23 protein-coding genes are annotated in these 24,656 nt (G+C 62.9%); 14 read left to right on the forward strand and 9 right to left on the reverse strand.

The annotated features are described in order from the left end of the window. Positions 1–943: 943 nt before the first annotated feature. Entirely contained in the window at positions 944–2,614 is a 1,671-nt protein-coding gene (locus PBDP_RS03510) for a GGDEF domain-containing response regulator (RefSeq protein ID WP_116834085.1), read from the reverse strand. A gap of 285 nt (positions 2,615–2,899) precedes the next feature. Between PBDP_RS03510 and PBDP_RS03515 the strand changes: the two genes are divergently transcribed. The 6 genes from PBDP_RS03515 (at position 2,900) to PBDP_RS03540 (ending at position 9,563) form a co-directional block, all read left to right on the forward strand. Beyond that, positions 2,900–3,967 (forward strand): DUF2333 family protein, encoded by a 1,068-nt coding sequence (locus PBDP_RS03515; protein WP_109752262.1) that lies wholly within the window; start codon positions 2,900–2,902, stop codon positions 3,965–3,967. A 3-nt stretch (positions 3,968–3,970) separates the two neighbouring features. Beyond that, positions 3,971–4,528, forward strand: coding sequence for an NUDIX hydrolase (locus tag PBDP_RS03520; protein WP_109752263.1), 558 nt, complete (start codon positions 3,971–3,973; stop codon positions 4,526–4,528). 168 nt (positions 4,529–4,696) lie between these two features. Next, positions 4,697–5,068: a translation initiation factor Sui1 gene (locus tag PBDP_RS03525; protein WP_109752265.1), complete on the forward strand. Its 372-nt coding sequence runs from the start codon at positions 4,697–4,699 to the stop codon at positions 5,066–5,068. Positions 5,069–5,279: 211 nt separating this feature from the next. Then, positions 5,280–7,193 (forward strand): arginine decarboxylase, encoded by a 1,914-nt coding sequence (gene speA, locus PBDP_RS03530; protein WP_109752267.1) that lies wholly within the window; start codon positions 5,280–5,282, stop codon positions 7,191–7,193. A 268-nt stretch (positions 7,194–7,461) separates the two neighbouring features. Further along, positions 7,462–8,769, forward strand: a complete 1,308-nt coding sequence (locus PBDP_RS03535; RefSeq protein WP_109752269.1) for a type VI secretion system Vgr family protein — start codon at positions 7,462–7,464, stop codon at positions 8,767–8,769. Next, on the forward strand, positions 8,766–9,563 hold the full coding sequence (locus PBDP_RS03540) for a DUF4123 domain-containing protein (RefSeq protein WP_109752271.1): 798 nt from the start codon (positions 8,766–8,768) through the stop codon (positions 9,561–9,563). Before PBDP_RS03535 ends, PBDP_RS03540 begins: the two co-directional genes overlap by 4 nt. Before the next feature lie 3 nt (positions 9,564–9,566). Here PBDP_RS03540 and PBDP_RS03545 read toward each other — a convergent pair whose 3' ends face one another. Together PBDP_RS03545 and PBDP_RS03550 are read right to left on the reverse strand one after the other, a co-directional pair. After that, positions 9,567–10,916, reverse strand: a complete 1,350-nt coding sequence (locus PBDP_RS03545) for an MATE family efflux transporter (protein WP_109752273.1) — start codon at positions 10,914–10,916, stop codon at positions 9,567–9,569. Between the two features lie 230 nt (positions 10,917–11,146). After that, a complete protein-coding gene (locus PBDP_RS03550; protein ID WP_003197447.1) occupies positions 11,147–11,440 on the reverse strand; it encodes a hypothetical protein in 294 nt (97 codons plus the stop codon). A gap of 164 nt (positions 11,441–11,604) precedes the next feature. Here PBDP_RS03550 and PBDP_RS03555 point away from each other — a divergent pair, with 164 nt between their 5' ends. From PBDP_RS03555 to PBDP_RS03570, 4 genes are read left to right on the forward strand one after another with little or no spacing between them, the layout of a single operon-like run. After that, positions 11,605–11,910: a MazG-like family protein gene (locus PBDP_RS03555; protein WP_003186192.1), complete on the forward strand. Its 306-nt coding sequence runs from the start codon at positions 11,605–11,607 to the stop codon at positions 11,908–11,910. Further along, a complete protein-coding gene (locus tag PBDP_RS03560) occupies positions 11,907–12,656 on the forward strand; it encodes a methyltransferase (protein ID WP_109752274.1) in 750 nt (249 codons plus the stop codon). Before PBDP_RS03555 ends, PBDP_RS03560 begins: the two co-directional genes overlap by 4 nt. A 25-nt stretch (positions 12,657–12,681) precedes the next feature. Then, complete coding sequence (locus PBDP_RS03565; RefSeq protein ID WP_212801820.1) at positions 12,682–13,299, forward strand: DUF4136 domain-containing protein; 618 nt, start codon at positions 12,682–12,684, stop codon at positions 13,297–13,299. Positions 13,300–13,319: 20 nt separating this feature from the next. Next, positions 13,320–13,877 carry a DUF4136 domain-containing protein gene (locus tag PBDP_RS03570; RefSeq protein WP_116834089.1) on the forward strand — a complete coding sequence of 186 codons (558 nt, stop codon included), beginning with the start codon at positions 13,320–13,322 and terminating at the stop codon, positions 13,875–13,877. 209 nt (positions 13,878–14,086) lie between these two features. On the opposite strand, the gene PBDP_RS03575 is transcribed toward PBDP_RS03570, so the two are convergent. After that, on the reverse strand, positions 14,087–14,941 hold the full coding sequence (locus PBDP_RS03575; RefSeq protein ID WP_212801821.1) for a MaoC family dehydratase: 855 nt from the start codon (positions 14,939–14,941) through the stop codon (positions 14,087–14,089). A gap of 2 nt (positions 14,942–14,943) precedes the next feature. Then, entirely contained in the window at positions 14,944–16,296 is a 1,353-nt protein-coding gene (locus tag PBDP_RS03580) for a 3-oxoacyl-ACP reductase (protein WP_109752282.1), read from the reverse strand. 146 nt (positions 16,297–16,442) lie between these two features. On the opposite strand from PBDP_RS03580, the gene PBDP_RS03585 reads away from it, so the two are divergent. Next, entirely contained in the window at positions 16,443–17,720 is a 1,278-nt protein-coding gene (locus tag PBDP_RS03585; protein WP_109752284.1) for an acetyl-CoA C-acetyltransferase, read from the forward strand. Here PBDP_RS03585 and PBDP_RS03590 read toward each other — a convergent pair. Further along, the gene (locus PBDP_RS03590) at positions 17,707–18,735 is read right to left on the reverse strand and encodes a bile acid:sodium symporter family protein (RefSeq protein WP_109752286.1); all 1,029 of its coding nucleotides are present in this window, start codon (positions 18,733–18,735) and stop codon (positions 17,707–17,709) included. The two genes, PBDP_RS03585 and PBDP_RS03590, sit on opposite strands and share 14 nt — an antisense overlap. Positions 18,736–18,814: 79 nt before the next feature. On the opposite strand from PBDP_RS03590, the gene PBDP_RS03595 reads away from it, so the two are divergent. Then, complete coding sequence (locus PBDP_RS03595) at positions 18,815–19,606, forward strand: AraC family transcriptional regulator (protein WP_109752288.1); 792 nt, start codon at positions 18,815–18,817, stop codon at positions 19,604–19,606. Positions 19,607–19,845: 239 nt separating this feature from the next. Next, positions 19,846–20,739: a PA4780 family RIO1-like protein kinase gene (locus PBDP_RS03600; protein WP_109752290.1), complete on the forward strand. Its 894-nt coding sequence runs from the start codon at positions 19,846–19,848 to the stop codon at positions 20,737–20,739. A 79-nt stretch (positions 20,740–20,818) separates the two neighbouring features. Here the strand turns inward: PBDP_RS03600 and cueR are convergent, their stop codons facing one another. The 3 genes from cueR to PBDP_RS03615 form a co-directional block, all read right to left on the reverse strand. Continuing rightward, on the reverse strand, positions 20,819–21,220 hold the full coding sequence (gene cueR / locus PBDP_RS03605) for a Cu(I)-responsive transcriptional regulator (protein WP_109752292.1): 402 nt from the start codon (positions 21,218–21,220) through the stop codon (positions 20,819–20,821). Then, complete coding sequence (locus PBDP_RS03610) at positions 21,217–23,610, reverse strand: heavy metal translocating P-type ATPase (RefSeq protein WP_212801822.1); 2,394 nt, start codon at positions 23,608–23,610, stop codon at positions 21,217–21,219. Before PBDP_RS03610 ends, cueR begins: the two co-directional genes overlap by 4 nt. 226 nt (positions 23,611–23,836) lie before the next feature. Next, positions 23,837–24,220 carry a hypothetical protein gene (locus PBDP_RS03615; RefSeq protein WP_109752296.1) on the reverse strand — a complete coding sequence of 128 codons (384 nt, stop codon included), beginning with the start codon at positions 24,218–24,220 and terminating at the stop codon, positions 23,837–23,839. A gap of 147 nt (positions 24,221–24,367) precedes the next feature. Here PBDP_RS03615 and PBDP_RS03620 point away from each other — a divergent pair, with 147 nt between their 5' ends. Then, positions 24,368–24,565: a heavy-metal-associated domain-containing protein gene (locus PBDP_RS03620; protein ID WP_109752298.1), complete on the forward strand. Its 198-nt coding sequence runs from the start codon at positions 24,368–24,370 to the stop codon at positions 24,563–24,565. Positions 24,566–24,656 lie beyond the last annotated feature (91 nt).

Raw genomic sequence — 24,656 nt, forward strand, 5'->3', positions numbered from 1 at the left:
CAGGCGAACCTCGCCCTGGATCTGCCCATGCTGGGCCCGCACCGCCGGTTCCATGGCATCGATCGCCTGTTGCACGTCGGTGATTTTCAGATGCGTGGCGCTGCTCAGTTCGGTGCGTTTCTGGATCAGTTCGCGGGTGCGGGTCAATTCGGCGGGATAGCGACCCAGCAGGCTGTTGAGTTCGCGCTTGAGGGCGATGCCGGCATCTTCGGCAGCGGCTTTTTCCTGGGCCTCCAGGCCCATCAGCGCGGCGAAATCATCGCTGCCCGATTCACTGCTGGTAGTGACGCCCAGCAGTGGCAGGCTGTCGAGGCGTTCGGCCTCAAGGCGGATGCTCGCCAGTTCCCGCTCGACGTCGGCGGCCAATTCGCTGCGACCGCTGCTGACCAGTTTGTCCCGCGTGAGAGACAACCGGCCCAGGTGCTGTGAAGCGGCAAACAATGCGGGCAAGTAGGCAGGGGTGCCATTGGCGTATTGGGCCAGTTGGTCGAGGCTGGCACTCAGTTCGCGCTCGGCTTGCAACAATAAGGCTTGCGGATCGCCGGCCAGTTTGCCGGCGGCCAGTAGGTCGGTCTTGCTGAAACCGTCGAGGTTCGACAGGCTCGGGCGCAGGGTCTTGGCCAGTGCCGGGGGGAACTGATCGAGGTCTTTTTGCAGGGTCTCCAGGGCCTGGGTCGCCGCGCTCAGGCGCAAGGCGTCGCCGCTGGCCAGGTAGTCCTCGATGTTGCGCGCCACGTCGCCCTGGAATTGCCGCGACAGGCCCAGGTAGCGCTCCATCAGCAAGTAGGGTCGTTCCAGGGCGATCTGCGACCACCATAGCGTGGCCCCAAGACCCAGGCACACGGCAACGAGAAGAAGGGTATTGAGATTGGTCAGCAGCTTCAGGCGCATCAAGGGTCTACCAAGGGCAGAATCGTAAGTGCCTGAATTTATTGCGCTTGCGTTACAGGTTTATGACCGAATCGGTCGATTCCGATGAAAAGGTGGCACTTTGCTTTGATTGCCGGGCGCTCTGTACCCGATTGCGCCCGGCGTGCTTGGCGCGATACAGCGCTTCGTCCGCCTGGCTGGCCATCATCAGGCTGTCGGAGTCATCGCTCATCTCCACCACGCCGGCGCTGAAGGTGCACCACAAATCCTGGGGCTGGGCCGGATAGTGGATTTCGGCAAAGCGCTGGCGAATTTCATCCAGCACCTTGCAGGCGGCGTCGATATCGGTGTCGGGCATGACGATGGCGAATTCTTCGCCGCCGTAACGGCCGATGAAATCGGTCTTGCGCAGGCGCTGCTTGAGAAACAGCGCCAGGCTCTTGATCACCCGGTCGCCCATGGGATGGCCGTGGCTGTCATTGACTCGTTTGAAATGGTCGATGTCGAGCATGGCGAAGCTCAGGGGCTTGCCTTCGCGTCGAGCGCGGAAGCTGCAATCCTCGAGCAACTGGAGGATATGGGTGTGGTTGTACAGGCCGGTGAGGCTGTCGCGCACCATCCGCGCCTTGAGGTTGCGCGCCCGGGCGGCACGGTTGCGCACGGTGGTGATCAGGTGCCGGGGCTTGATCGGTTTGGTCAGGAAGTCGTCGCCGCCTTCGCTCATGGCGTCGAGTTGTTTGTCCAGGTCGTCTTCGGCGGACAGGTAGATGATCGGCACGCTGACATAACGGTCGTTATGGCGAATCACCTTGGCCAGCTCCGTGCCGGTGCAGGCCGGCATGTACATGTCGAGGATGATCAGGTCGGGCTGGAAGTCCGCCAGTTCGGCCATGGCCTGGATGGGTTCGATCAGCGTGCGAGTGATGATGCCGGCGCTGTTGAGCAAGCGTTCGGTGTGCATGGCCTGGGCGCGGGAGTCATCGATGATCAGCACTTTGTATGGATCGTACTGGGCGACGCAGGTCAGCACTTCGATCTTTTCCAGCAGGCTCGAGGCTTCGAGGGTGCCGGTGAGAAATTCCTGGCCACCGGCGCGCACCGCGGCCAGGCGTGTCGGCGTGTCGGTTTCCAACAGGCTGAAGAACAACAGTGGCAGCGGTTGTTCCAGGCCTTCCTGGGCTTCGGCGGCCAGTTTCAGGCCGGCGCCGGGGCCGCTGAAATCCACATCCATGACGATCGCTGCCGGCAGACGCTCGACCATCGCTGCCCGGAACGCCGCGACATTGTCCAGCGCCTGGGCGCTGAGGCCGAAGAACTCCAGCTGTTTGGCCAGGCGCTCGGCGCGGTCATGGTCCTGCAGCAACACGTAGATGGGTTTGCGCAGCGGTGGCAGGAAGGTTTGTTCGAGCTGGTCGCCGTGGCGCAGGCCGGTACGAGACAAGCGCTGCATCAAGCGGTTGATTTCGGTGATCAAGTGGCTGCTCAGGCGTCCGCGATTGGCGTCCACCGCTTGCAACGACTGGCTGATGCCTTGGGCCAGTTGGGAATGCTCGGGCTGTTCGAAGCGCTCGGCAAAGCGCAGCAAGCGCAGATTGGCCTCGCTGAGCTCCGCCAGGTCGGTGCTTGACCACTCAGTGCGTTGCAGGCGCTGCCAAATCTCCAGGATCTGACGAGCCTGATGAATTACCCGCTGGGCAAAGTGGTGCTTGAGGCGCTCACGGCTGGGGTCTTCTGGCTCGGTCATATCCTGACAACTAGTTAGGGTGCATGCTGAGGTCGACTGGTGGCTCTATGCTAGCACCTCTTTTCACCCACATGAGTGTCATACGTCAATAATCTGTCCTGGCACGAAATTCAGTTTGTGACCGGTCAGTCTCATAGGCCGCTGGCAGCGCTTCCTTTATAGTGCCGGTTCGACTGCCCTGTCGTGGCCGGCATGATTGGTGGCGCATTATCGCGTTTCAAATCAGGCACGATGGCGTAGGGTTGTGGTCGAACCGTGAACTCAAGTGATTGAAGGGATATCGCCATGCTGGACTGGAAAAACCGCGCGGGCAGCGCGCCTGAACGTGCCGCCGAGCCGAAATCGGAGGCCCGCAGCTACCTGGGCGGGCTTTTTTTCAGCCGCGCACTGGCTACGCTGATCGGCCTCTACCTGTTGGTGACCATTGCCGTCGGCTGGTATTGGAGCCAGGAGCCCGCGCTGTTCCCGGTGCAGCAGAACGCCCAGGCCGCGGCCGAGAAAGATGGCCGGCAAATGGTGGTGGGCTACACCACGGTCGAGACGCTCAAGACGGTGGCCGGGACCCTGCTGACCAAGCCGGGTGGCTACATCTCCAATGACCGCTTCCCGCCAGGCCTGTGGATGGACAACATGCCGAGCTGGGAATATGGCGTGCTGGTGCAGGTCCGCGACCTGAGCCGTGCCCTGCGCAAGGACTTCGCCCGTTCCCAGTCCCAGTCCGCCGAGGACGCCGACCTGGCCAAGGCCGAGCCGCGCTTCAACTTCGACAACCGCAGTTGGGTGCTGCCCTCCAGTGAGTCTGAGTATCAGGAAGGCATCAACTCCCTGAGCCGCTATCAGGCGCGCCTGTCCGACCCAAGCCAGAAAAGTGCACTGTTCTACGCCCGTGCCGACAACCTGAACAACTGGCTGGGGGATGTCGGCACTCGCCTGGGTTCGTTGTCCCAGCGCCTGTCGGCCAGCGTTGGCCGGGTCAAGCTCAACACCTCGCTGAAAACCGAAGTTCCGGCCCCGGGCCAGGTGCCGCAGGTGGATGAAGAGGTGGTCGAGACCCCGTGGCTGCAAATCGATAACGTGTTCTACGAGGCCCGCGGTCAGGCTTGGGCGCTGTCGCACCTGCTGCGCGCCATCGAAGTGGACTTCGCCGATGTACTGGCAAAAAAGAACGCCACGGTCAGCGTGCGGCAGATCATTCGTGAACTGGAAGCGTCCCAGGAACCTGTCTGGAGCCCGATGATCCTCAACGGCAGCGGCTTCGGTGTATTGGCTAACCACTCGCTGGTCATGGCCAACTACATTTCCCGGGCCAACGCAGCGGTCATCGACTTGCGGCAATTGCTGAACCAGGGCTGATACATGAGCGAAAGCCCCCGGGAGGTCGCTCACCGAGTGGCCTCGGATGCCGAGTTGATCGCGTGGGTCGATGAGCAGGACAACCTGCTTGGCAGCCTGGTGCGTTCAGAGCTGCGCGAGCGTGGCCTGATCGGACGTGGCACCTACATCATGCTGTTCAACTCGGCCGGTGAGCTCTGCGTGCATCGGCGTACCCTGAGCAAGGCCATTTACCCCGGTTTCTGGGACGTGGCGGCGGGTGGCATGGTGCAGGCCGATGAGACCTATGCCGAATCGGCCGCCCGTGAGCTGGCGGAGGAACTGGGTGTGAGCGGCGTGGAACTGACCGCCCACGACCATTTTTATTTCGAAGACCCCGGCAGTCGCCTGTGGTGCTCGGCGTTCTCGGCGGTGTGGGACGGCCCGCTGGTCCTGCAACCGGAAGAAGTCCTCGAGGCGCGTTTCCTGCCGCTCGAACAGGTGCTCGATGAAATTCAGCGTAAGCCCTACTGCCCGGACTCTTTGGCGGCGCTCGAACGCTATTTGCGGGTCCATGGCGACGGCGTCGCAAAGAAGCTATAAATTGGCGCTGATTGGCCCTTAGCAAGTCGGCTTTTTGCCGTTACACTGCGCGACTTTTCAAGCTGAACCGTCTCTGCGGTCCAGTAGCGCTGCCCCTGCCTGAGTGGGGTTTCGCGGTCGAGGCACGTTCCCCCTCGGCCAGTCTTTGTCCTCCCAAGAGGATTGCCGGTGGCCAAAAAAGCCGCATCCTTCGCCGCCCTGGGCGGCCTGGTATTTTCTACCGACGCCGGTCGTCATTGTCCTGATTGCCGTCAACCGGTGAATGCCTGCATCTGCAAACAGACCGCCATCCCTGAAGGTGACGGCATTGCGCGCGTGCGCCGTGAAAGCAAAGGCCGCGGCGGCAAGACAGTGACCACGATCACCGGCGTGCCGTTGGCCGAAGATGCGCTCAAGGAACTGGCCACCACGTTGAAGAAACGCTGTGGCACCGGTGGCGCATTGAAAGACGGCGTCATCGAGATCCAGGGCGATCACGTCGAACTGCTGCTGGCGGAACTGGTCAAGCACGGTTTCAAGGCAAAGAAATCCGGCGGCTAGCAGCCTCTGTGAAAACCACCCTCGGCTTGACCCGAACCCCACGTTCGAGGTCGCCCGCATGGTTTTCACAGAGCCTGTTCTGAACGGGTTTCTAAACTCATCGCTGGGAGCAGGGTCTACCTTGCTAACAGGCAATTCGTCATTTTCACTCTCTAGACTGCCCCAGCCTCCGACCGGATGGTGCATTTTGACTTCTTTATAGGGGACTTCGATGTCCGTACGACGCACACGCAAAGACGATGGCAGCCAATGGACAGTTGCGGACAGCCGCAGTGTTTACGGGATTCGCCATTGGGGGGCCGGGTATTTCGCGATCAATGAAGCCGGTCGCGTCGAAGTCCGCCCGAACGGTCCCGGCAGCTCGCCCATCGACCTGTTCGAGCAAGTCGATCAGTTGCGCCAGAGCGGCCTGTCGCTGCCCTTGCTGGTGCGCTTTCCCGACATCCTGCAAGACCGTGTACGCCAGCTCACCGGTGCCTTCGACAGCAACATCGCGCGCCTGGAATACCAGAGCAAGTACACCGCGCTCTATCCGATCAAGGTCAACCAGCAAGAAGCGGTGATCGAGAACATCATCGCCACCCAGAACGTCTCCATCGGCCTGGAAGCCGGCTCCAAGCCGGAGTTGCTGGCGGTGCTGGCCCTGGCGCCGAAGGGCGGCACCATCGTCTGCAACGGCTACAAGGATCGTGAGTTCATCCGCCTGGCGCTGATGGGCCAGAAGCTGGGCCACAATGTATTCATCGTCATCGAGAAAGAGTCCGAAGTCGGTCTGGTGATCGAAGAGGCTGCGGCGCTCAAGGTCAAGCCACAGGTTGGCCTGCGGGTGCGCCTGTCGTCCCTGGCATCGAGCAAGTGGGCTGATACCGGTGGCGAGAAATCCAAGTTCGGCTTGTCTGCCGCGCAACTGTTGTCGGTGGTCGAGCGCTTCCGCGCGGCCGGCCTGGACCAGGGCATTCGCCTGCTGCACTTCCACATGGGCTCGCAGATCGCCAACCTGGCGGACTACCAGCACGGCTTCAAGGAAGCGATCCGTTACTACGGTGAACTGCGCAACCTCGGCCTGCCGGTGGATCACATCGACGTCGGCGGTGGCCTCGGCGTGGACTACGACGGCACCCACTCGCGCAACGCCAGTTCGATCAACTACGACATGGACGATTACGCCGGTGTCGTGGTCGGCATGCTCAAGGAGTTCTGCGATGCCCAGAGTTTGCCGCATCCGCACATCTTCTCCGAAAGCGGCCGCTCGCTGACCGCCCACCACGCCATGCTGGTGGTGCAGGTGACCGACGTCGAGAAACACAACGATGACGTGCCGGTGATCGAAAACAAGGAAAGCCTGCCGGAAACCGTGCAATGGCTGGTTGACCTGCTGGGCCCGACCGATATCGAGATGGTCACCGAGACCTACTGGCGCGCCACTCACTACATGAGCGATGTGGCGACCCAGTATGCCGATGGCAAGTTGACCCTGGCTGAAAAAGCCTTGGCCGAGCAGTGCTACTTCGCGGTGTGCCGTCGCCTGCACAACTCGTTGAAGGCCCGCCAGCGTTCCCATCGGCAAGTGCTGGATGAGCTCAACGACAAGCTGGCCGACAAATACATCTGCAACTTCTCGGTGTTTCAGAGCCTGCCGGACACCTGGGCCATCGGCCAGGTGCTGCCGATCCTGCCGTTGCATCGTCTGGACGAAGAGCCGCTGCGTCGCGCCGTGCTGCAAGACCTGACCTGCGATTCCGACGGCAAGATCAAGCAGTACGTCGACGAACAGAGCATCGAGACCAGCCTGCCGGTTCACGGTCTCAATCCAGGTGAAGACTACTTGCTGGGCATTTTCCTGGTGGGCGCCTACCAGGAAATCCTCGGTGACATGCACAACCTGTTCGGTGACACCGACTCGGTGAACATCTACCAGAACGCCGATGGCAGCGTGTATCACGCCGGTATCGAAACCCACGACACCATCGAAGACATGCTGCGCTACGTGCACTTGTCGCCGGAGGAGTTGATGACTCACTACCGCGACAAGTGCGCCAGCGCCCGCATCAGCGCCGCCGAACGTACCCAGTTCCTCGATGCCTTGCGCCTGGGGTTGACGCGTTCGTCCTACCTGTCGTCTTGATGGGCAAGTTTGTGGCGAGGGGCTCACCCTTTTAACTGATCGGCAACGCCCTCCGGAGCTGTCAGAAAAGACACCGCATGTTGCGGGTTTTTTCGGATAGTTCCGGAGGGCGTTTTTGTTTACGCCACGGCTATTTCCTCCCTCCGGTGCGTTTAACCGGCGATGTCCTTATTTCGTGTAGTCCCTTTCCTAACTTGTACTTGGCCCCTCTACTCGGCCATGGCTCTCGGCGAGAATCCCCGACCGCCCCTCCTGTAGAGAAACGCCGATGTCCGATCCAGCCAGCGAACCAGCATTTCGTCTGGAGATAGCCGGTCTGCCCGAGCCCGTTGACGTCGTGGCTTTCACGGGTAGCGAAACCATCAGCGAACCCTTCGTTTATGAAGCGCAGCTGTTGTTGCCCGATGCGAACCTGGACTTGGCGGGCCTGCTATACCGCAGCGTCTGGCTGAGCTTCGGGGCCCCAGGCCGGGGCATTCATGGGCAGCTTCATGAGTTGGTCCAACACCCTCATGGCGCCGGCTGCCGGGTGCGTATCGGACCGAAGCTGGCCTGTCTGGCGCAGCGCTTCAGCCAGCGGGTCTTCAGCGCCCGCTCGGTGCCGCAGATCATTCGCCAGGTGCTCAAGGCCCATGGCATCAGCGGCCGCGGCCTGTGCCTGGACTTGATTGGTGATTATCCGCCACAGGACTTCTGTACCCAGTATCGGGAATCGGACTTGCAGTTTCTTCAACGCGTATGCGCCCAGGCAGGCATTCATTTTCATTTCGAACACACCCAGGACGGACACTGTCTGGTGTTCGCCGACAATGCCCACAGTTTTCCCCCCGTCGGTACAGCGGTTTACGCGGACGACGAGGCGACTGCCGCAGTGCGGACCTTCAGCGTGCAGACCGATGTGTCGGGGGAGCAGGTCGCCCAGGGCCGCAGCGATTTGATGAACCTGCATGGTGGTCGAATGTTGTCGCTGACGGCTCATCCTTTTGCTGGCTGGAACCGGCGCTGGCTGTTGACGAAGGTCGAGCACCGGGTGCAGGCGGGGGTGTACGGCAATCATTTCAAAGCCATTCCCCGGGGCGTGCTGTTCGTGCCGGATAAGATCCCGGCAAAACCACGGATGGTGAGCCGGCAACGCGGCTGGGTCGTGGCAGTGGACGAGCCGCCAGCGTTGGGGGCAGGGCGTGTGGCGGTGCAGTTTGACTGGGTCTACCAGGGCGAAGGTTCCAGCCCCAGTCATTGCTGGCTACCCTTGGCGCCCGAACTGGTCGCGGGCGGAGCGGGCGCCCTGTGTGACGGCACCGAGGTGTTGGTGAGCTTTATCGAAGGCGATCCGGATCGGCCATTGATCAGTGCATTTCTGGACGCGCCTGTCTCAGGGGAGGTTGCGGATGAATCATCCTCAGGCGAAACATTTGTGCAGTCTGTTGCCGATCCGCTCCTGTTGTCTGCAATCCGCGACGCCGAGCCGCTGGTCTTGTTGTGCCTGTTGCCCGAAGGCGGGCCTTTCAGCCCCTGCGCCCAACCGCTGTGCACCTGCCGTATGCTCATGGGGCGTGGCGCGGGCGTTGCTCGATGAGTGCCGCCGTCCTGCCTGGATCAACGCCGCAATGGCTGTTGCTCGACGTACCGAGTGCGCCTGCAGCCGCACGGCTGGTGCACGGGCAGTTCGCCAAGGCACGGTGCTTTGCCCTGTTTGAAGGTACCGAGCTGCATGGGCTGCGAGAGCACGGCCCGCTGCTGGTGGATCTGCGTCAATCGCCTGCGCTGGTCAGCCTCTGTCACCTGGACCCACGTTCCTGGCCGGGGCTGCTGTTGGTCAGCTCATCGCCCGCCGAGCAATTGCTGGCGCATCTGCGGCGCATGCTGACGGTGACGCTAGGCCTGCATCACAAAGCCTTGTTGAGCTACTACAACCCGCACATCGCCAGCTATTTCTTCGACGGCTGCGACCCTCGGGAGCTCAGTTGCTGGCTGGGTCCGATCAGTCTGTTGCGCTGGTTTGGTGGCACCTGGGCCGACCGGGCGATCGGCAGCCAGGGGTGGCAACAACTGTCCAACCCGGGGCTGCCGGTGGCGGCGCTGGAGACGGAGCACAGCCTCAGCGATCGACAGCAGAGCCAGTTGCAACGATGCCTGCTGGAGCGTCATGCCTGGCAATGGTCCCGTGCCACCGGGCGTGATTACCGTCGGCTCTGGGAGGATTTGCAGCAGGGACTGACGCTGGGGTTTACCGAGCGGACAGTGCTCGATGACTGGCTGTGGCTGCGCCTGCAATACCCCGAGGCCCGGCCGGTGCCGGACTTGGTGGGCGGTTCGCAGCGTGAACGGCTCGATCAGCTGCGACGGCGTTGGCAGGACGGCCAGGATTGAACGTTACTGGGCTGACGCGCCGAGCCAGCGGTCGTGTCGCTGCAAGCGCCAGGCGAAAGCGCCGAGGGTCAGGCTGCGCAAGGCCATGAACAGCAGGAAGGTGATCCACAACCCATGGTTGCCCAACCCTCGCAGCGCCCAAGCGATTGGCAGCACCAGCAGCAATGTCAGCAGCATGCCGTTGCGCATTTCCCGGGCGCGGGTGGCGCCGATGAACAGCCCGTCGAGCAAGTAACTCCAGACCGCAATGAGTGGCAGGGCCGCCAGATAAGGCAGGTAGCGGTAAGCGGTATCGCGCACGTCGGGGATGTTGGTCTGCATGTCGATGAACAGGTGGCCGGCGAGCAGGAACAGCAATGCGAAGCCCAGGCTTGCAATCAGCGACCAGCCACACGCCACCACCAGCGAGCGGCGCAGTGCCAGGCGGTCGCGGGCGCCAATGGCATGGCCGCACAGCGCTTCGACGGCATGGGCCAGGCCGTCCAGGGCATGGGCTGTCAGCAACAGGCCGTTGAGCAGCAAGGCATTGGCCGCCACGGTCGCATCCCCCAGGCGCGCGCCTTGCACGGTGATGAGGAAAAACACCGCTTGCAGCGCCAGGCTGCGAATGAAAATGTCCCGGTTCACGGCCAGCAGCGGGCGCCAGTTCTGCCACAGTCCCAGGGCGGCCCAGGCCACCTGTCCGGGCCAGGCGCGCAGTGTGTGGCGGGCCAGCGCCAGGCCGACCAGCGCGCCGGTCCACTCGGCGATTACCGAGGCCCGGGCCGAGCCGGTCACACCCCAGTCCAGGCCGATCACGAACCACAGGTTCAGGGCGATGTTGACCAGGTTGGTCACCAGCAGGATCGCCAACGGCGCCCGGGCATTCTGGGCACCGAGAAACCAGCCCACCAGCGCATAGCTGGCCAGCGCCGCCGGCAAGCCGAAGAGCCGGGTGTGGAAGAAGTCACGGGTCAATTGGTTGAGCTCGGCGGACGGCTGCATGAAGTGCAACGCCACGTCGCTCAATGGCACGCCGACGGCACCGAGCAGCACCGCCAGCCCCATCGCCAACAGCAGGCCTTGCAGTAACACTTGCCGCAATGCCGCGCCGTCACCACGCCCGGCGGCCTGGGCGGCGAACCCGGTGGTGCCCATGCGCAAGAAACCCATGGCCCAGGCCAACACCGTATACAGACTCGCCCCGACCGCCACCGCGCCCAACTGATGAGCATGGGGCAAATGGCCGATGACGGTGCTGTCCACCAGCGCCACCAGCGGCACGGAAATGTTGGAGAGAATCATCGGCGCAGCCAGCGCCCAGACCCGACGATGGGTCAGGCGGTCGCGCCAGTCGGTGATCAGGTTGGACATGCGGGCTCCTTGATGGAGCGCGATTGTAGCGGGTTATGGTCTGATCGTTCTCCAGGGGATCCTGGACTCCTTGTGGCGAGGGGATTTATCCCCATTCTGTGGGAGCAAAGCTTGCTCGCGATCCAGGCGCCTCGGTTCCCTGGGAAACCGCGTCATATTCATCGCGGGCAAGCCTTGCTCCCACAGAGCATCCTCGCCACAAGGGGGCTGGCGCAGTATCGATCCCAGCCTTAGTGAATGATCCAACTCAACAGCCACAACCCCAGCACCAGCCAGATGATGCCCATGACGATCGAGGCCCGCATGAAGGCGCGGATGGCCGAGTACAGCAGCATCAGCCCGAGGATCAGCGCGATGATGCTGATGATCGAGGTGTCCATGCCCAGGGTGCGTGACAGCCCATCGACGAAGTTGCCGCCGGCATTGGCCAGGGTGTTGAAGAGACCGCTGAGCAGGTCGACGATGAACCGGATCACCGAACCGAGCGCCTGGCCGAGCCATTCGAAAAAGCTTTCTACCTGCATATGTGCATCCTGATGGGAGGGAGTTTGAGCCGAGCCGTTGGCTCCTGATTGTAGGAGCTGTGGCGGCCGAGTTGGTTCGATTATGGGGTAAACCGTCGCTTCCTACCGAGACTCTTGCCTTCCCCGGTCATCCCCCTGAAGCTATGCGCATTCAGGAGAACCCGATGAACCTTGTTGAACTGACCGAACGCCTGCATGCCATTCGTGACCGTAACGACTGGCGGCAATTCCACAGCCCGAAAAACCTCGCCATGGCCGCCAGTGTGGAAATGGCCGAACTGGTGGAAATTTTCCAGTGGCTGACCGAGGACCAGTCACGCCAGTTGCCGGCGGACAAACTGGCCCACGCCGGGCAGGAGGTCGGTGACATCGTGTTGTACCTGTTGCTGCTGTGCAGCGAGCTGGGCCTGGACATGGACGCCGTGGTGCGCAGCAAACTGGCCGACAGCGAGCGGCGGTTCGGCCAATGAGCGACCGGCATTTCGATCAACTCGCCACGCGCTTTGCGGAAAAAATCTATGGTGGGGCCAAGGGCGCGATCCGTCTGGCGGTGCTTCAGGCCGATCTGCTGGAAACCTTGCCCCAACGTCCGCTGCGGGTGCTGGATATCGGCGCTGGCCTGGGCCATATGTCGTTGTGGCTGGCCGAGCGTGGCCACCAGGTGACCCTGGCCGAGCCGGCCGAGCCCATGCTCGAAGGCGCCCGCCAGCGCTTTGCCGATGCGGGCCAGAGCGCCACGTTCATCCAGGCGCCGTGGCAGGACCTGCTCGGCCAGCTCACTGAACCGTACGACCTGGTGCTGTGTCACGCGGTGCTGGAGTGGCTGGCCGAGCCCCACGCGATCCTGCCGGTGCTGCATCAACTCACGGCGCCTGGCGGTTGGCTGTCCCTGGCGTTCTACAACCGTGATGCGCTGGTCTATCGCAATTTGCTCAAGGGGCATTTCCGCAAGTTGCGCAAGAACGACATGGCCGGCGAAAAACAGAGCCTGACGCCGCAACAACCCCTTGATCCGCGAGCATTGGCGGCGCAACTTGAAGGCCTGTGGCAGGTCGAAAGCCAGAGTGGCGTGCGGGTTTTCCATGACTACATGCCGGTGGAATTCCAGGGCCGCGTGGAGCTTGCGCAGTTGCTGGAAATGGAGCTGGCCCACCGTCGCCACCCGGCGTTTGCCGGGTTGGGACGTTACCTGCACTGGATCTGCCGTCCCCTCTGATCGGAGGGGGCAATCGGAGAGCGAAATGAACGGTCGTTCAGGGTTGTTGGTGCTGTGCCTGGGGCTGGTGGCCTGCCAGGGCAGCAACCCCTATGTCGCCACTTCCAACCCGCTGCCACCGGCGCCGCCCGAGGCCGCCACGGTGTTCGATCGCAGCGCCTACCCGGCGCCACCCCGTGATTATGGGCGCTATCGCAGTTGGGCCTGGCGCGACGGGCGCCTGCCCTCGGGTACCGCCTGGGCGGATTCGGCCCAGGTGGCCGAAGCGGTGAGCAATGCCCTGGACCAGCGTGGCCTGCGCCCGCTGCATGACAACCGGCCCGCCGACTTGTTCGTCAGCGCCGACCTGCGCCTGGAGACCCGCGTACGCCAGGTCCGGGACGACTACGATGCCGGTTACTACGGCGGCTATAACCGTTATGACCGCTATGGCCCGGGGTATGGCGTGTACCATCCGGTGCCGATGGTGCGCACGTATCAGGAGCAGGTCGTGGTGGTTCGGGTGGACTTGTTCGATGCCCGCACCGGGCAGCCGGTGTGGAGCGCCAGCGCCGAGACCGGCCAGCGTGGCAGCCAGAGCGAGCGCACCGACGCCATTCGCGAAGCGGTGGAAAAAGCCCTGTCGGCGTATCCCCCAAGTTGATTGCTCAACGGAGAAAAACCATGTTTCGCCGTCTTGCTCTACTGGCCTTCACCCTGCTGTTGGGCGCTTGTGCCTCTAACCAGGTCAATCATGACTTCGACACCAGCCGCGATTTCGCGGCGTACCGCAGCTGGAGCTGGAAAGAGCCGGCGCTGCAATATCGCCCTGATGACCCACGCATCAAGAGCGACCTGACCGAGCAGCGAATCCGCCAGGCGGTTGCCGATCAACTCGATCAACGCGGCCTGCGCCCGGCTGCGGCTGGCGGACGCGGCGATGTGCTGGTCCAGACCTATTTGATCGTCGAGGATCGCCAGCAGCAGGTCACGACCAACTATGGCGGCGGTTGGGGCGGCCCTTGGAACGGCTATTGGGGTGGGCCGATGTACAACGAAACCCGCAACATCAGCTACAAGGTCGCCACCGTGCAGATCGACCTGCTCGATGGCAAGGACGGCAAGCTGGTGTGGCGTGGCAGTGACGAACAACTGCTCAGCAACTCTCCCAACCCGACGGACCGCAACACGGCCGTGCGCGAGACAGTGGGGCGGATTCTGGCCAACTATCCACCGCGCTGACCAGGGTGCATTCAAGATGGAGGCGAGCAGGCTCGCTCCCACAAGGATTTTGTGGCGAACACTCGACCCGTGAACACCCCGGAACAAAACTGTGGGAGCGAGCCTGCTCGCGATGACGGCGGCCCATTCAACCCTGGGGCAAGCTGATCCACCGCTATCGCGAGCAGGCTCGCTCCCACAGGAATTCGCTGTGAACACCATCGACCTGCTCAGGTCACCGGCCGCCACTCTCCTACCATATGCTCCAACCCCCCAGCCCCCATCAGTTGCAGTTGCCCACTGGAGCCCGCCGCACTCGCCAGCAGCGTCACCTCGCTGGGCAGGCGCACCGGTTTCTTGAAGGTCACATCGATCTCGATGTTGGCCTCGGGCAAGTGATCATCCAACGCTGCAAGAGTCCTGGCCTTGTTCCACAGGCCATGGGCGATGGCAGTGGGGAAGCCGAACAAGCGGGCACTGAGGCCGCTCAGGTGGATCGGGTTGTAGTCGCCGGACACCTTGGCATATTGCCGGCCGATGTCGGCCGGTGCCGTCCAGCGGGCGACTTCGATCAAGGGCAGACTGGCCTGCGGTGAATCCTCCACGAGTGCTCCGTCAAGCTGGACACCTTTGCAAAGCATCTGGCTGCGGGCCTCCCACAGCGGCCCCAGTTGATCATCGAGGCCGGTCACCAGGTCGAATACCGCGCCCTTGGGGTGGGCCTGCAGGTTCTCGACATTGACGCTGGCCCGCACCTGGCCGACCCCGCCCATGGGCCGCAATACACGGATGCGGTTGCTCAGGTGGATCAGCCCCAACAGCGGAAATGGAAAGTCCCGATCCGTAAGCAATTGCATCTGCAGGGCAAATGCCAAAACGTGGGGATAGGTCGGCGGCAGCAGTCCGTTATCGACGAAACCGCACACTTTGCGATAGGCCGCCAGGCGTTGCGGGTCGACCTGAAGCACCTGGCGCAAGCCTTTCTCGGGCAAGGTCGTTCCAGTGACCTTGCGCCGTGTCGCCGCTTTTGAATAGAGCCCGGACATGGATGGCGGGCTGCTGACCTCATGCCATTGGATCGTCATGCTCATGCTCCCAAAAGGCTTTGCCCGCATACCCGCAGGGCCTGTCCTGTCACCGCGCCTGTGCCCGGTTGCGCGAGCCAGGCCACGGCTTCGGCGACATCCTGGGGCAGGCCGCCCTGGCCCAGGGAACTCATGCGCCGCCCGGCTTCGCGCAAGGCGAAGGGAATCTCGGCGGTCATGCGCGTTTCGATGAAACCCGGCGCCACGGCATTGATGCTGATGCCCCGTGGTTGCAGCAGCGGCGCCCAGGCCTGGGCCAGGCCGATCAGCCCGGCCTTGCTCGCTGCATAGTTGGTTTGCCCACGGTTGCCGGCAATGCCGCTGATGGAGGCCAGCAGAACGACCCGGCCGTTGTCGCGCAGGGTGCCGCTGTCGAGCAGGGCCTTGGTCAGCACTTGCGGGGCATTGAGGTTGACGGCCAGCACCGCGTCCCAGAATTCCGGGGTCATGTTGGCGAGGGTCTTGTCCCGAGTGATGCCAGCGTTGTGCACCACGATGTCGATGCCGTCGGGGAGGTGCTCGATCAGTTGTGCGGCGGCGTCCTGGGCGCAGATATCCAGCGTGACGCTGCGCCCGCTCAAGCGTGCGGCCAGGGCGTCGAGGTCGGTCTTGGCCTGCGGCACGTCCAGCAGGATCACGTCGGCGCCATCACGGGCCAGGGTTTCGGCGATGGAAGCGCCGATCCCGCGGGCGGCACCGGTGACCAGTGCCTTGAGCCCGGTCAGCGGTCGGGTCCAGTCCTGGACCTGGGTGTCACAGGCGTTGAGGCGAATGACCTGCCCGGAGATGAAGGCGCTCTTGGGCGACAGGAAAAACCGCAATGCGCCTTCCAACTGAGCTTCGGCGCCGTCGCCGACGTACAGCAGTTGCAGCGTCCCACCGTGGCGCAGCTCTTTGGCCAGGGAACGGCTGAAGCCCTCCAACGCCCGCTGGGCACTGGCGGCGAACGGGTCGGCAAGACGCTCTGGCGCGCGACCGAGGATGACGACATGGGCGCTGTGATCGAGGTTTTTCATCAGTGGCTGGAAAAATTCCCGCAGCTGCTTGAGTTGGTCGGCCTGCAGCAAATGGCTGGCGTCGTACACCACCGCCTTGATTTTCGGGCCATGGCCGGGGATCCACTCGGTGGCCAGGGTCGGCTCGCCGCCGTAGATGAAAATGCTGTCGGTCAGGCGCTTGGCAAACGTGCCGATCTGTTCGATCAACGGCCCGCCGCCCAGCAGCAATGCGCCTTCGATCGGCCGCAGTCGCCCGGCCTGCCAGCGTTCCAGGCGTACCGGCGATGGCAGGCCGAGGGACCCGACCATGCGCCGGCCAATGGGCGAATTGGCGAAGTCGATATAACGGTCAGACATGGAACACACTCCGGCTGATGAGGTTCCAAGTGTGGACCATGATTGGCAATCAGTCGTTCGATCGGCCAGATAAAGCCTAAGCTTGGGCAGGAACAGTGTCTTTTTCAGGCCCTTTGGCGCCTTCAGACTTACACGGGGAGTTCTTCATGGCACAGCTACGTCGCGTCGCGATCATCGGTGGTAACCGCATTCCCTTTGCCCGTTCCAACGGGGCCTATGCCACCGCCAGCAACAAGGCGATGTTGACGGCTGCCCTCGAGGGGCTGATCGAGCGCTACGACCTGCATGGCTTGCACATCGGCGAAGTGGCCGCCGGAGCGGTGCTCAAGCACTCCCGGGATATGAACATGACCCGCGAATGCGTGCTCGGTTCGCGGCTGTCACCGATGACGCCGGCCTATGACGTGCAACAGGCCTGTGGCACCGGGCTGGAGACGGTGCTGCTGGTGGCCAACAAAATCGCCCTGGGCCAGATCGACAGCGGCATTGCCGGCGGCGTCGACACCACGTCGGATGCGCCGATCGCGGTCAATGAAGGGTTGCGCAGGATCTTGCTGCAAGCCAATCGCGCCAAGACCACTGCCGAGAAAATCAAAGTCTTCCTGCAATTGCGCCCCCAGCACTTGCTGCCGGACTTACCGCGCATCAACGAGCCGCGCACCGGCCTGAGCATGGGCGAGCACTGCGAATTGATGGCCCAGACCTGGCAGATCCCCCGGGAAGCGCAAGACCAGTTGGCCTTGGAAAGCCATCAGAAATTGGCCGCGTCCTACGCCGAAGGCTGGCAGAACGATCTGATGACACCGTTTCTCGGCCTGACCCGGGACAACAACCTGCGCCCGGACCTGACCCTGGAAAAACTCGCCTCCCTCAAGCCCGCCTTCGAAAAAAGCGCCAAGGGCACGATGACCGCGGGCAATTCCACGCCACTGACCGATGGTGCCTCGTTGGTGCTGCTGGGCAGTGAAGAGTGGGCCAAGGCCCGGGGCTTGCCGATCCTGGCGTACCTGCGCGACGGTGAAACGGCGGCGGTGGATTTCGTCAATGGCGCCGAAGGGCTGCTGATGGCTCCGGTCTATGCCGTGCCGCGCTTGCTGGCGCGCAACGGTTTGACCTTGCAGGACTTCGATTACTACGAAATCCACGAAGCGTTCGCCGCCCAAGTGTTATGCACGCTGAAGGCCTGGGAAGACCCGGACTACTGCAAGACCCGCCTGGGCCTCGACGCGCCGCTGGGGGCCATCGACCGCAGCCGGTTGAACGTCAAGGGCAGTTCCCTGGCCGCCGGGCACCCGTTTGCCGCCACGGGCGGGCGAATTGTCGCCAACCTCGCCAAGTTGCTGGATGCGGCCGGGCGAGGTCGTGGGTTGATTTCCATCTGCGCCGCCGCCGGCCAGGGCGTGACGGCGATTATCGAGCGTTGAGGAGGACGCCGTTCTGGCCAGACGCCAGTTCCCGGTGACGGCTGGCGTAGCGCTCGGCCAGGATCGAGCAGACGATCAACTGCAGCGGGTGATAGATCATGATTGGCAGCAGGATCAGCCCCAGGCCGGGATGGTTGCCGAAAATCAACGCCGCCATCGGCACCCCGGCGGCGAGGGATTTCTTGCTGGCACAGAACACGGCGGCAACTTCATCGGCACTGTTGAATCCCAGGGCTCGGGCGGTGCGGGTGGTCGCCCACAAGATGATCGCCAGCAGCACGGCACTGCCAATCACGGCGCTGAGCAACACGCCGTGGCCCTGCTGCTGCCAGATCCCCGACACCATCGAATTGCAGAACGCCGCGTAGACCAGCAACAGGATCACCAGCTTGTCGATGACGCTGGTGTAGCGTTTGTACCGACCGAAAAAACCGGCCAGCCAACGCCGCAGGAACTGCCCCAGCACTAGCGGCAGCAGCAACATCATGCACAGGTCGAGCAAGGTCGAACCCAGGTCGATGCCACCGGCACCGCTGCCGACCACGAAACTGACCAGCAATGGCGTCAGGACAACCCCCATTACACTGGACAGGCTCGCATTGAGAATCGCCGCTGGCACGTTACCGCCGGCACTGCCGGTCAGGGCCACCGAGGAAGAAATGGTCGAGGGCAGGGCGCACAGGTAGAAGAACCCCAGCATCAGCAGCGCCGGCACATGGCTGCCCAGGAGCCAGTTGCTGAGCAGCCAGAGCAACGGAAATACGCCAAACGTGAAGCCCTGCACCATCACGTGCAGCCGGATGTTCTTCAAGCCGTGGCGGATCTGTTCGCCGGACAGGTTGACTCCGTGCAGGAAGAACACCACGAAGATGCCGATGTTGACCACCCATTCGGCATGCATGGCCCCGCCCGTGGCGCCAAAGGTTGGAAAGAAGTACGCCAGCAGCGTGGCGAGCAACATGCCGCACAGGAACCAGTCGGTCGCCATGCGTTTGAGGTGTCTGAAGATGTGCATAGGGCACCGCAAGTTGTAAGAAAAGTCGACTTAGCCTAACGTCGTCCCTACTAGTCGTCTTGCGACATAAGGCCAATCAATGCCGCCTAACGGACACCAACAGCTCGAACGCCGCATTCCCGACCTGGTGCAATTGCCCAGGCCGCTTTATGCCCGTGTCGAAAGCTTGAGCGCCGGTTCCTGGACGCAAGCCCATCGGCATGACTGGGTGCAGTTTTCCTACGCCATCAGCGGCGTCCTCGGTGTACACACCGCCGCGGGCAGCTTCTTTGCCCCGCCACAACGGGGCATCTGGATCCCGGCCGACCTGGAGCACCATGTCGTCACCTCCACCCGGGCGGAAATGCGCAGCCTGTACGTGCATCGCCACGCCTGCCCATGGGCCGACGAACGCTGTCGGGTCCTGGAAGTCACGCCACTGGCCCGTGAGTTGATCAAGGTGTTCTGCCAGCTTCCGGTCGATTACCCACAGGGCGATACGCAGGAAGAACGGCTGGTGCAGGTGTTGCTGGATCAACTGGCAACCCTGCCGGAAGTGGGCTTCTCCCTGCCGCTGCCTAGGCATGCCCGTTTGCTGGGATTGTGTAACGAGTTGATCGAACAGCCGGAGCAGAACGTCACCCTGCAAGCCTGGGCCGAACGCTTGGGTACGTCGGAAAAAACCCTGATGCGCCTGTTCCAGCGCGAGACCGGCCTGAGCTTTCGCGCCTGGCGCCAACGCATGCGCTTGTTGTCGTCCCTGGGATCGCTGGAGAAGGGCGACAGCGTCACCAGCGCCGCGTTGTCCTGTGGGTATGACTCAACATCGGCGTTCATTGCCGCGTTCAAGGGAATGTTCGGCTTTACGCCGGGGGAACTGTTCAAGCATTGAGTCGTCGCACTGCCTACAACCAACGGTAGGCACGGCTGTCAGCTCTTGTCGCAAATACCCGTGCATTCAATGGGCAACGCCAAGTCCGGTCTCGGCTATGATTCGGCTCGGTCGATTAATCCGGCACATTGTGTGCATTGCAGGTTCATAGGTCGGCAACCCCTCCCCGTGGAGGAAGGATTGCCGTATAACGACTGTCATTCGCGTGTTTGGTAATAAAGGACCCACAATAAAAGCTGATGAAGACTCCAAAACGCATTGAACCCCTGATCGAGGACGGTCTGGTCGACGAGGTGCTGCGCCCACTCATGAGTGGTAAAGAAGCAGCTGTTTATGTGGTGCGCTGCGGCAACGAGCTACGTTGCGCGAAGGTCTACAAGGAGGCGAACAAGCGAAGTTTTCGTCAGGCGGCCGAATACCAGGAAGGCCGCAAGGTCCGCAATAGCCGCCAGGCCCGGGCCATGGCCAAGGGCTCGAAGTTCGGGCGCAAGGAAACCGAAGACGCCTGGCAGAACGCCGAAGTGGCGGCGCTGTTCCGCTTGGCTAGCGCCGGTGTACGCGTGCCCAAGCCGTACGACTTCCTTGAAGGCGTGCTGCTGATGGAACTGGTTGCCGACGAGTATGGCGATGCCGCGCCGCGTCTGAACGATGTGGTACTGGAGCCGGACCAGGCCCGTGAATATCACGCTTATCTGATTTCCCAGATCGTGCTGATGTTGTGTACCGGTCTGGTGCACGGCGACCTGTCCGAGTTCAACGTCCTGCTCACGCCGACGGGACCTGTGATCATCGACCTGCCGCAAGCGGTGGACGCTGCCGGTAACAACCATGCTTTCAGCATGCTGGAGCGGGACGTGGGCAACATGGCCTCCTACTTCGGCCGGTTTGCCCCGGAGCTCAAGCGCACCAAGTACGCGAAGGAAATGTGGGCGCTGTATGAAGCCGGTACCTTGCACCCGGCCAGCCTGCTGACCGGCGAGTTCGACGAGCCGGAAGAACTGGCGGATGTCGGCGGGATCATGCGCGAGATCGAGGCCGCGCGCCTGGATGAGGAACGTCGCCAGGCCGTACGCGCCGCCGACGATGCCCCGCCCGGCAAGACCGAAGAACCGCCTCCGCCCTGGATGCAGTGATCGGTTGACCAGAAACCCGGCCATGGCCGGGTTTCTTGTGCCTGCCAAAACCCTCAACCCCACAGGGGGGCGGTGGGCATCAATTCTTGCAACACCCCGACGCCAGTTCCTTGAGGATCGGACAATCCGGGCGGTGGTCGCCGTGGCAGTGCTCTACCAGGTCTTGCAAGGTGTCGCGCAGTTCGGCCAGTTCGCGGATTTTCTGGTTCAGTTCGTCGATGTGTTGCCGGGCCAGGGCCTTGACGTCGGCGCTGGCGCGTTGACGGTCTTGCCAGAGGGTCAGCAGTTTGCCGACCTCTTCCAGGGAAAACCCCAAGTCCCGGGAGCGCTTGATGAACGCCAGGGTGTGCAGATCGTCGGTGCCATAGATACGGTAGCCGCTGTCGGTGCGATGGGCGGCCTTGAGCAGGCCGATGGATTCGTAATAACGGATCATCTTCGCGCTCAGGCCGCTCTGGCGGGCCGCTTGGCCGATGTTCATCGCTTGTCCTCCAGGTGCTGGGGTGTCCAGAACTTCAACAGTAACGCATTGCTCACCACGCTGACGCTCGACAGGGCCATGGCCGCGCCGGCCAGCACCGGGTTGAGCAAGCCGAACGCCGCCAGGGGAATACCGATCAGGTTATAGACGAACGCCCAGAACAGGTTTTGGCGGATCTTGGCGTAGGTCTTGCGGCTGATGTCCAGTGCCGCCGGCACCAGTCGCGGATCGCCGCGCATAAGGGTAATGCCCGCGGCGTGCATCGCCACGTCGGTGCCGCCGCCCATGGCAATGCCGATGTCGGCGGCGGCCAGGGCTGGGGCGTCGTTGATGCCGTCGCCCACCATCGCTACCACCGAATCGCGCTTCAATTGCTGGACGATGGCGGATTTATCCGCGGGCAATACCTCGGCATGGACATTGGAGATCCCCAGTGCCTGGGCTACCACCCGGGCGCTGCCCTGGTTGTCGCCGGTGAGCAGGTGGCTGGCGATGTGCTGTTCATTCAAGGCTTGTACGGCGGCGAGGGCGCCGGGCTTGAGGGTGTCACCGAAGGCGAACAGGCCCAGCACCCGAGGCGCCGCGCCTTGCTCGATCAGCCAGGACAACGTGCGGCCTTCGGTTTCCCAAGCCTGGGCCGATTCGGCCAGCGAGCCGGGGTGCAGGCCCAGTTCGTCCAGCAGGCGCCGATTGCCCAGGGCCAGGCGCCGCCCGCCGAGGCTGCCGGCGATACCGCGTCCGGCCAGGGCCTGGCTGTCGCTGATATCCGGCACGTCCAGGCCGCGCTCGGCGCAGGTGTCCAATACTGCTTTGGCGAGGGGGTGCTCACTGCCGCGTTGCAGCGCGCCGGCCATTTTCAGCAGCGCGTCCTCATCTCCCTCCAGGGCCGTCAAGTGGGCGATGCGTGGCGTACCGGAGGTCAGGGTGCCGGTCTTGTCGAACACTACGGTCTTGACCTCATGGGCGCGTTCCAGGGCCTCTGCGTCCTTGATCAGGATCCCGTGGCGCGCGGCCACGCCGGTGCCGGCCATGATCGCCGTGGGCGTCGCCAGACCCAAGGCGCAGGGGCAGGCGATCACCAGCACGGCGACGGCGTTGATAAGTGCGGTTTCCAGTGGCGCGCCGTACAGCCACCAGCCGATCAATGTCGCCAGGGCCAGCACCAGCACGACCGGAACGAAAACCTGGCTGACTTTATCCACCAGTTTCTGGATCGGGGCCTTGGCCGCCTGGGCGTCCTCCACCAGGCGGATGATGCGCGCCAGGACGGTTTCGGTGCCCAGGGCTTGCGTGCGTACCAGCAGCCGGCCTTCGCCGTTGATGGCGCCGCCGGTGACTTTGTCGCCGGGCTGTTTGGGGACCGGCAGGCTCTCGCCGCTGATCAGCGCTTCGTCGGCGTGGCTCTGGCCTTTCAGCACTTCGCCGTCCACCGGGAAGCGTTCGCCGGGCTTGACCAGGACCAGGTCATTCAAGCGCAGTGCACTGATGGCAACGTCCCGCTCCTGGCCATCGATCACCTGGATCGCCCGCTCCGGTCGCAAGGCTTCGAGGGCGCGGATGGCGCTGGCGGTCTGGCGTTTGGCGCGGCTTTCCAGGTATTTGCCCAGCAAGACCAGGGCAATCACTACGGCCGAGGCCTCGAAATACAGGTGCGGCATGCTGCCGGGACGGGCGATCACCCATTCATAAAGGCTCAAGCCGTAGCCGGCGCTGGTGCCCAGGGCGACCAGCAGGTCCATGTTCCCGGCCCCGGCACGCACGGCCTTGAAGGCGGCGACGTAAAAGCGTGCACCGAAGATGAATTGCACCGGTGTCGCCAGGGCGAACTGCACCCAGGCCGGGAGCATCCAATGCACGCCGAACGGCTGCAGCAACATGGGTAACACCAGCGGCACGGACAGCAGGATCGCCAGCACCAGTACCAGGCGTTCACGGTTCAGGCGATTGACCTGCGTATCAACGGGCTGCTCGGCCTGCCAGACAGTGGCGTCATAGCCGGCGCGCTTGACCGCATCGATCAGGGTTTGTGGATTCACCTGGCCGAGCAGTTCGAGGTGGGCGCGCTCGTTGGCAAGGTTGACGCTGATACTGTTCACGCCGTCGACCTTGCCCAGGGCCCGTTCGACCCGGCCGACGCAGGAGGCGCAGGTCATCCCTTCGATGTTCAACTCCAGGGTTTGCACGGGAACGCTATAGCCCGCCTGTTCGACGGCCTGCATCAAGGCCGGCAGGCTGCCTTCGGGGGCCTGCACGCGCGCCAGTTCAGTGGCCAGGTTGACGCTGACGGCGCTGGCCCCGGTGACTTTGCTCAAGGCCCGCTCGACCCGCCCGGCGCAGCTGGCGCAGGTCATGCCGGCAATCGGTAGATCGAACGTGGTGGATTCGGACATCGGTCAGGCTCCCTGTAGTGAATGCCTACAGGATCAACCTTGCCATGCTGGCAAGGTCAAGCGCCAATCGAAAAGCTTGAACGCATCTCTGATATGGGAGCTGGTTTTGTGGGAGCAAAGCTTGCTCGCGATCCAGGCGCTGCGGTCATCCGCAAATCCGTGGTGCTTTCATCGTGGGCAAGCCTTGCTCCCACAAAGCTCGCTCACACGGTGGGGAAGTGGCGTGTCAGTAACCGAGCCCAGCCTGCTTGAGGTACATACCTTCCTGGGTCATGGCGATGCGGAACTTCAAGATGTCACCGGCCTTGAGGGTGATGTTCTGCGACCCAGGCGCGAGCATGCCCGGGTTGCAACCCGGCGCCTGTCCCGGCAGCAATTTCAGGCGCAAGGAAAACTGGCCTGGGGGCAGGTTGAAGGAGGTGCTTTGCTCCTGGAACAGCCTGGCCGAGAGCTGATCCTGGATGTAGATGCCGATTTCGCATGAGGTCGCCACTTCCAGGCGCTCGCGAGAAATGATCAGCACGCCGTAGTCTTCGCCGGCGGCCGATGCCTGGGGCGCCACCGCTGAAAAACCGAGCATGCAAAACAGGCTGAACGCTGACCAGCGCATGGCTGAACCTCCGGTGTGAAATCCTTGATGTGTGCAGCTTGGCTGAGCGCGATGCCGATTGCCAGCCCGGCAGTTTTTGTCAGAACTTGACCTTGTCATGATGGCAAGCTTGAAGCTATCGGCAACCTCAACCAAAGGAGTCATCTCATGCAAACTTTCAATGTCCAGGGCATGTCTTGCGGTCATTGCGTCAAGGCCATCACCCAGGCGGTCCAGGCCAAGGATCCGGCGGCCGACGTGCACGTGGACCTGGGCACCAGGACCGTCCAGGTCCAGAGTTCGTTGCCGGCCGATGCCGTGATCGCGGCCATCAAGGAGGAGGGCTATGAGGTCAGTGTCTCTTGAAATTTTTTAATCGTTAGCGACCTATCGGAATGTTCAAGAGCGCCCGGCCCGGCTAGACTGTCGGGCTGTCGAACGACGCCTGAGCTGGACG

It is taken from the genome of Pseudomonas sp. St290, assembly GCF_018325805.1.
GTDB classification, from domain to species: domain Bacteria; phylum Pseudomonadota; class Gammaproteobacteria; order Pseudomonadales; family Pseudomonadaceae; genus Aquipseudomonas; species Aquipseudomonas bijieensis.

Coding starts and splice junctions, on each gene's coding strand:
- PBDP_RS03550 (WP_003197447.1), bottom strand. CDS start 11,440: ATGCAGGTAGAAAGCTTTTTCGAATGGCTCGGCCAGGCGCTCGGTTCG.
- PBDP_RS03520 (WP_109752263.1), top strand. CDS start 3,971: ATGAGCGAAAGCCCCCGGGAGGTCGCTCACCGAGTGGCCTCGGATGCC.
- PBDP_RS03570 (WP_116834089.1), top strand. CDS start 13,320: ATGTTTCGCCGTCTTGCTCTACTGGCCTTCACCCTGCTGTTGGGCGCT.
- PBDP_RS03565 (WP_212801820.1), top strand. CDS start 12,682: ATGAACGGTCGTTCAGGGTTGTTGGTGCTGTGCCTGGGGCTGGTGGCC.
- PBDP_RS03590 (WP_109752286.1), bottom strand. CDS start 18,735: ATGCACATCTTCAGACACCTCAAACGCATGGCGACCGACTGGTTCCTG.
- PBDP_RS03510 (WP_116834085.1), bottom strand. CDS start 2,614: ATGACCGAGCCAGAAGACCCCAGCCGTGAGCGCCTCAAGCACCACTTT.
- PBDP_RS03595 (WP_109752288.1), top strand. CDS start 18,815: ATGCCGCCTAACGGACACCAACAGCTCGAACGCCGCATTCCCGACCTG.
- PBDP_RS03610 (WP_212801822.1), bottom strand. CDS start 23,610: ATGTCCGAATCCACCACGTTCGATCTACCGATTGCCGGCATGACCTGC.
- PBDP_RS03615 (WP_109752296.1), bottom strand. CDS start 24,220: ATGCGCTGGTCAGCGTTCAGCCTGTTTTGCATGCTCGGTTTTTCAGCG.
- PBDP_RS03620 (WP_109752298.1), top strand. CDS start 24,368: ATGCAAACTTTCAATGTCCAGGGCATGTCTTGCGGTCATTGCGTCAAG.
- cueR (WP_109752292.1), bottom strand. CDS start 21,220: ATGAACATCGGCCAAGCGGCCCGCCAGAGCGGCCTGAGCGCGAAGATG.
- speA (WP_109752267.1), top strand. CDS start 5,280: ATGTCCGTACGACGCACACGCAAAGACGATGGCAGCCAATGGACAGTT.
- PBDP_RS03555 (WP_003186192.1), top strand. CDS start 11,605: ATGAACCTTGTTGAACTGACCGAACGCCTGCATGCCATTCGTGACCGT.
- PBDP_RS03540 (WP_109752271.1), top strand. CDS start 8,766: ATGAGTGCCGCCGTCCTGCCTGGATCAACGCCGCAATGGCTGTTGCTC.
- PBDP_RS03575 (WP_212801821.1), bottom strand. CDS start 14,941: ATGACGATCCAATGGCATGAGGTCAGCAGCCCGCCATCCATGTCCGGG.
- PBDP_RS03545 (WP_109752273.1), bottom strand. CDS start 10,916: ATGTCCAACCTGATCACCGACTGGCGCGACCGCCTGACCCATCGTCGG.
- PBDP_RS03600 (WP_109752290.1), top strand. CDS start 19,846: ATGAAGACTCCAAAACGCATTGAACCCCTGATCGAGGACGGTCTGGTC.
- PBDP_RS03515 (WP_109752262.1), top strand. CDS start 2,900: ATGCTGGACTGGAAAAACCGCGCGGGCAGCGCGCCTGAACGTGCCGCC.
- PBDP_RS03585 (WP_109752284.1), top strand. CDS start 16,443: ATGGCACAGCTACGTCGCGTCGCGATCATCGGTGGTAACCGCATTCCC.
- PBDP_RS03580 (WP_109752282.1), bottom strand. CDS start 16,296: ATGTCTGACCGTTATATCGACTTCGCCAATTCGCCCATTGGCCGGCGC.
- PBDP_RS03535 (WP_109752269.1), top strand. CDS start 7,462: ATGTCCGATCCAGCCAGCGAACCAGCATTTCGTCTGGAGATAGCCGGT.
- PBDP_RS03560 (WP_109752274.1), top strand. CDS start 11,907: ATGAGCGACCGGCATTTCGATCAACTCGCCACGCGCTTTGCGGAAAAA.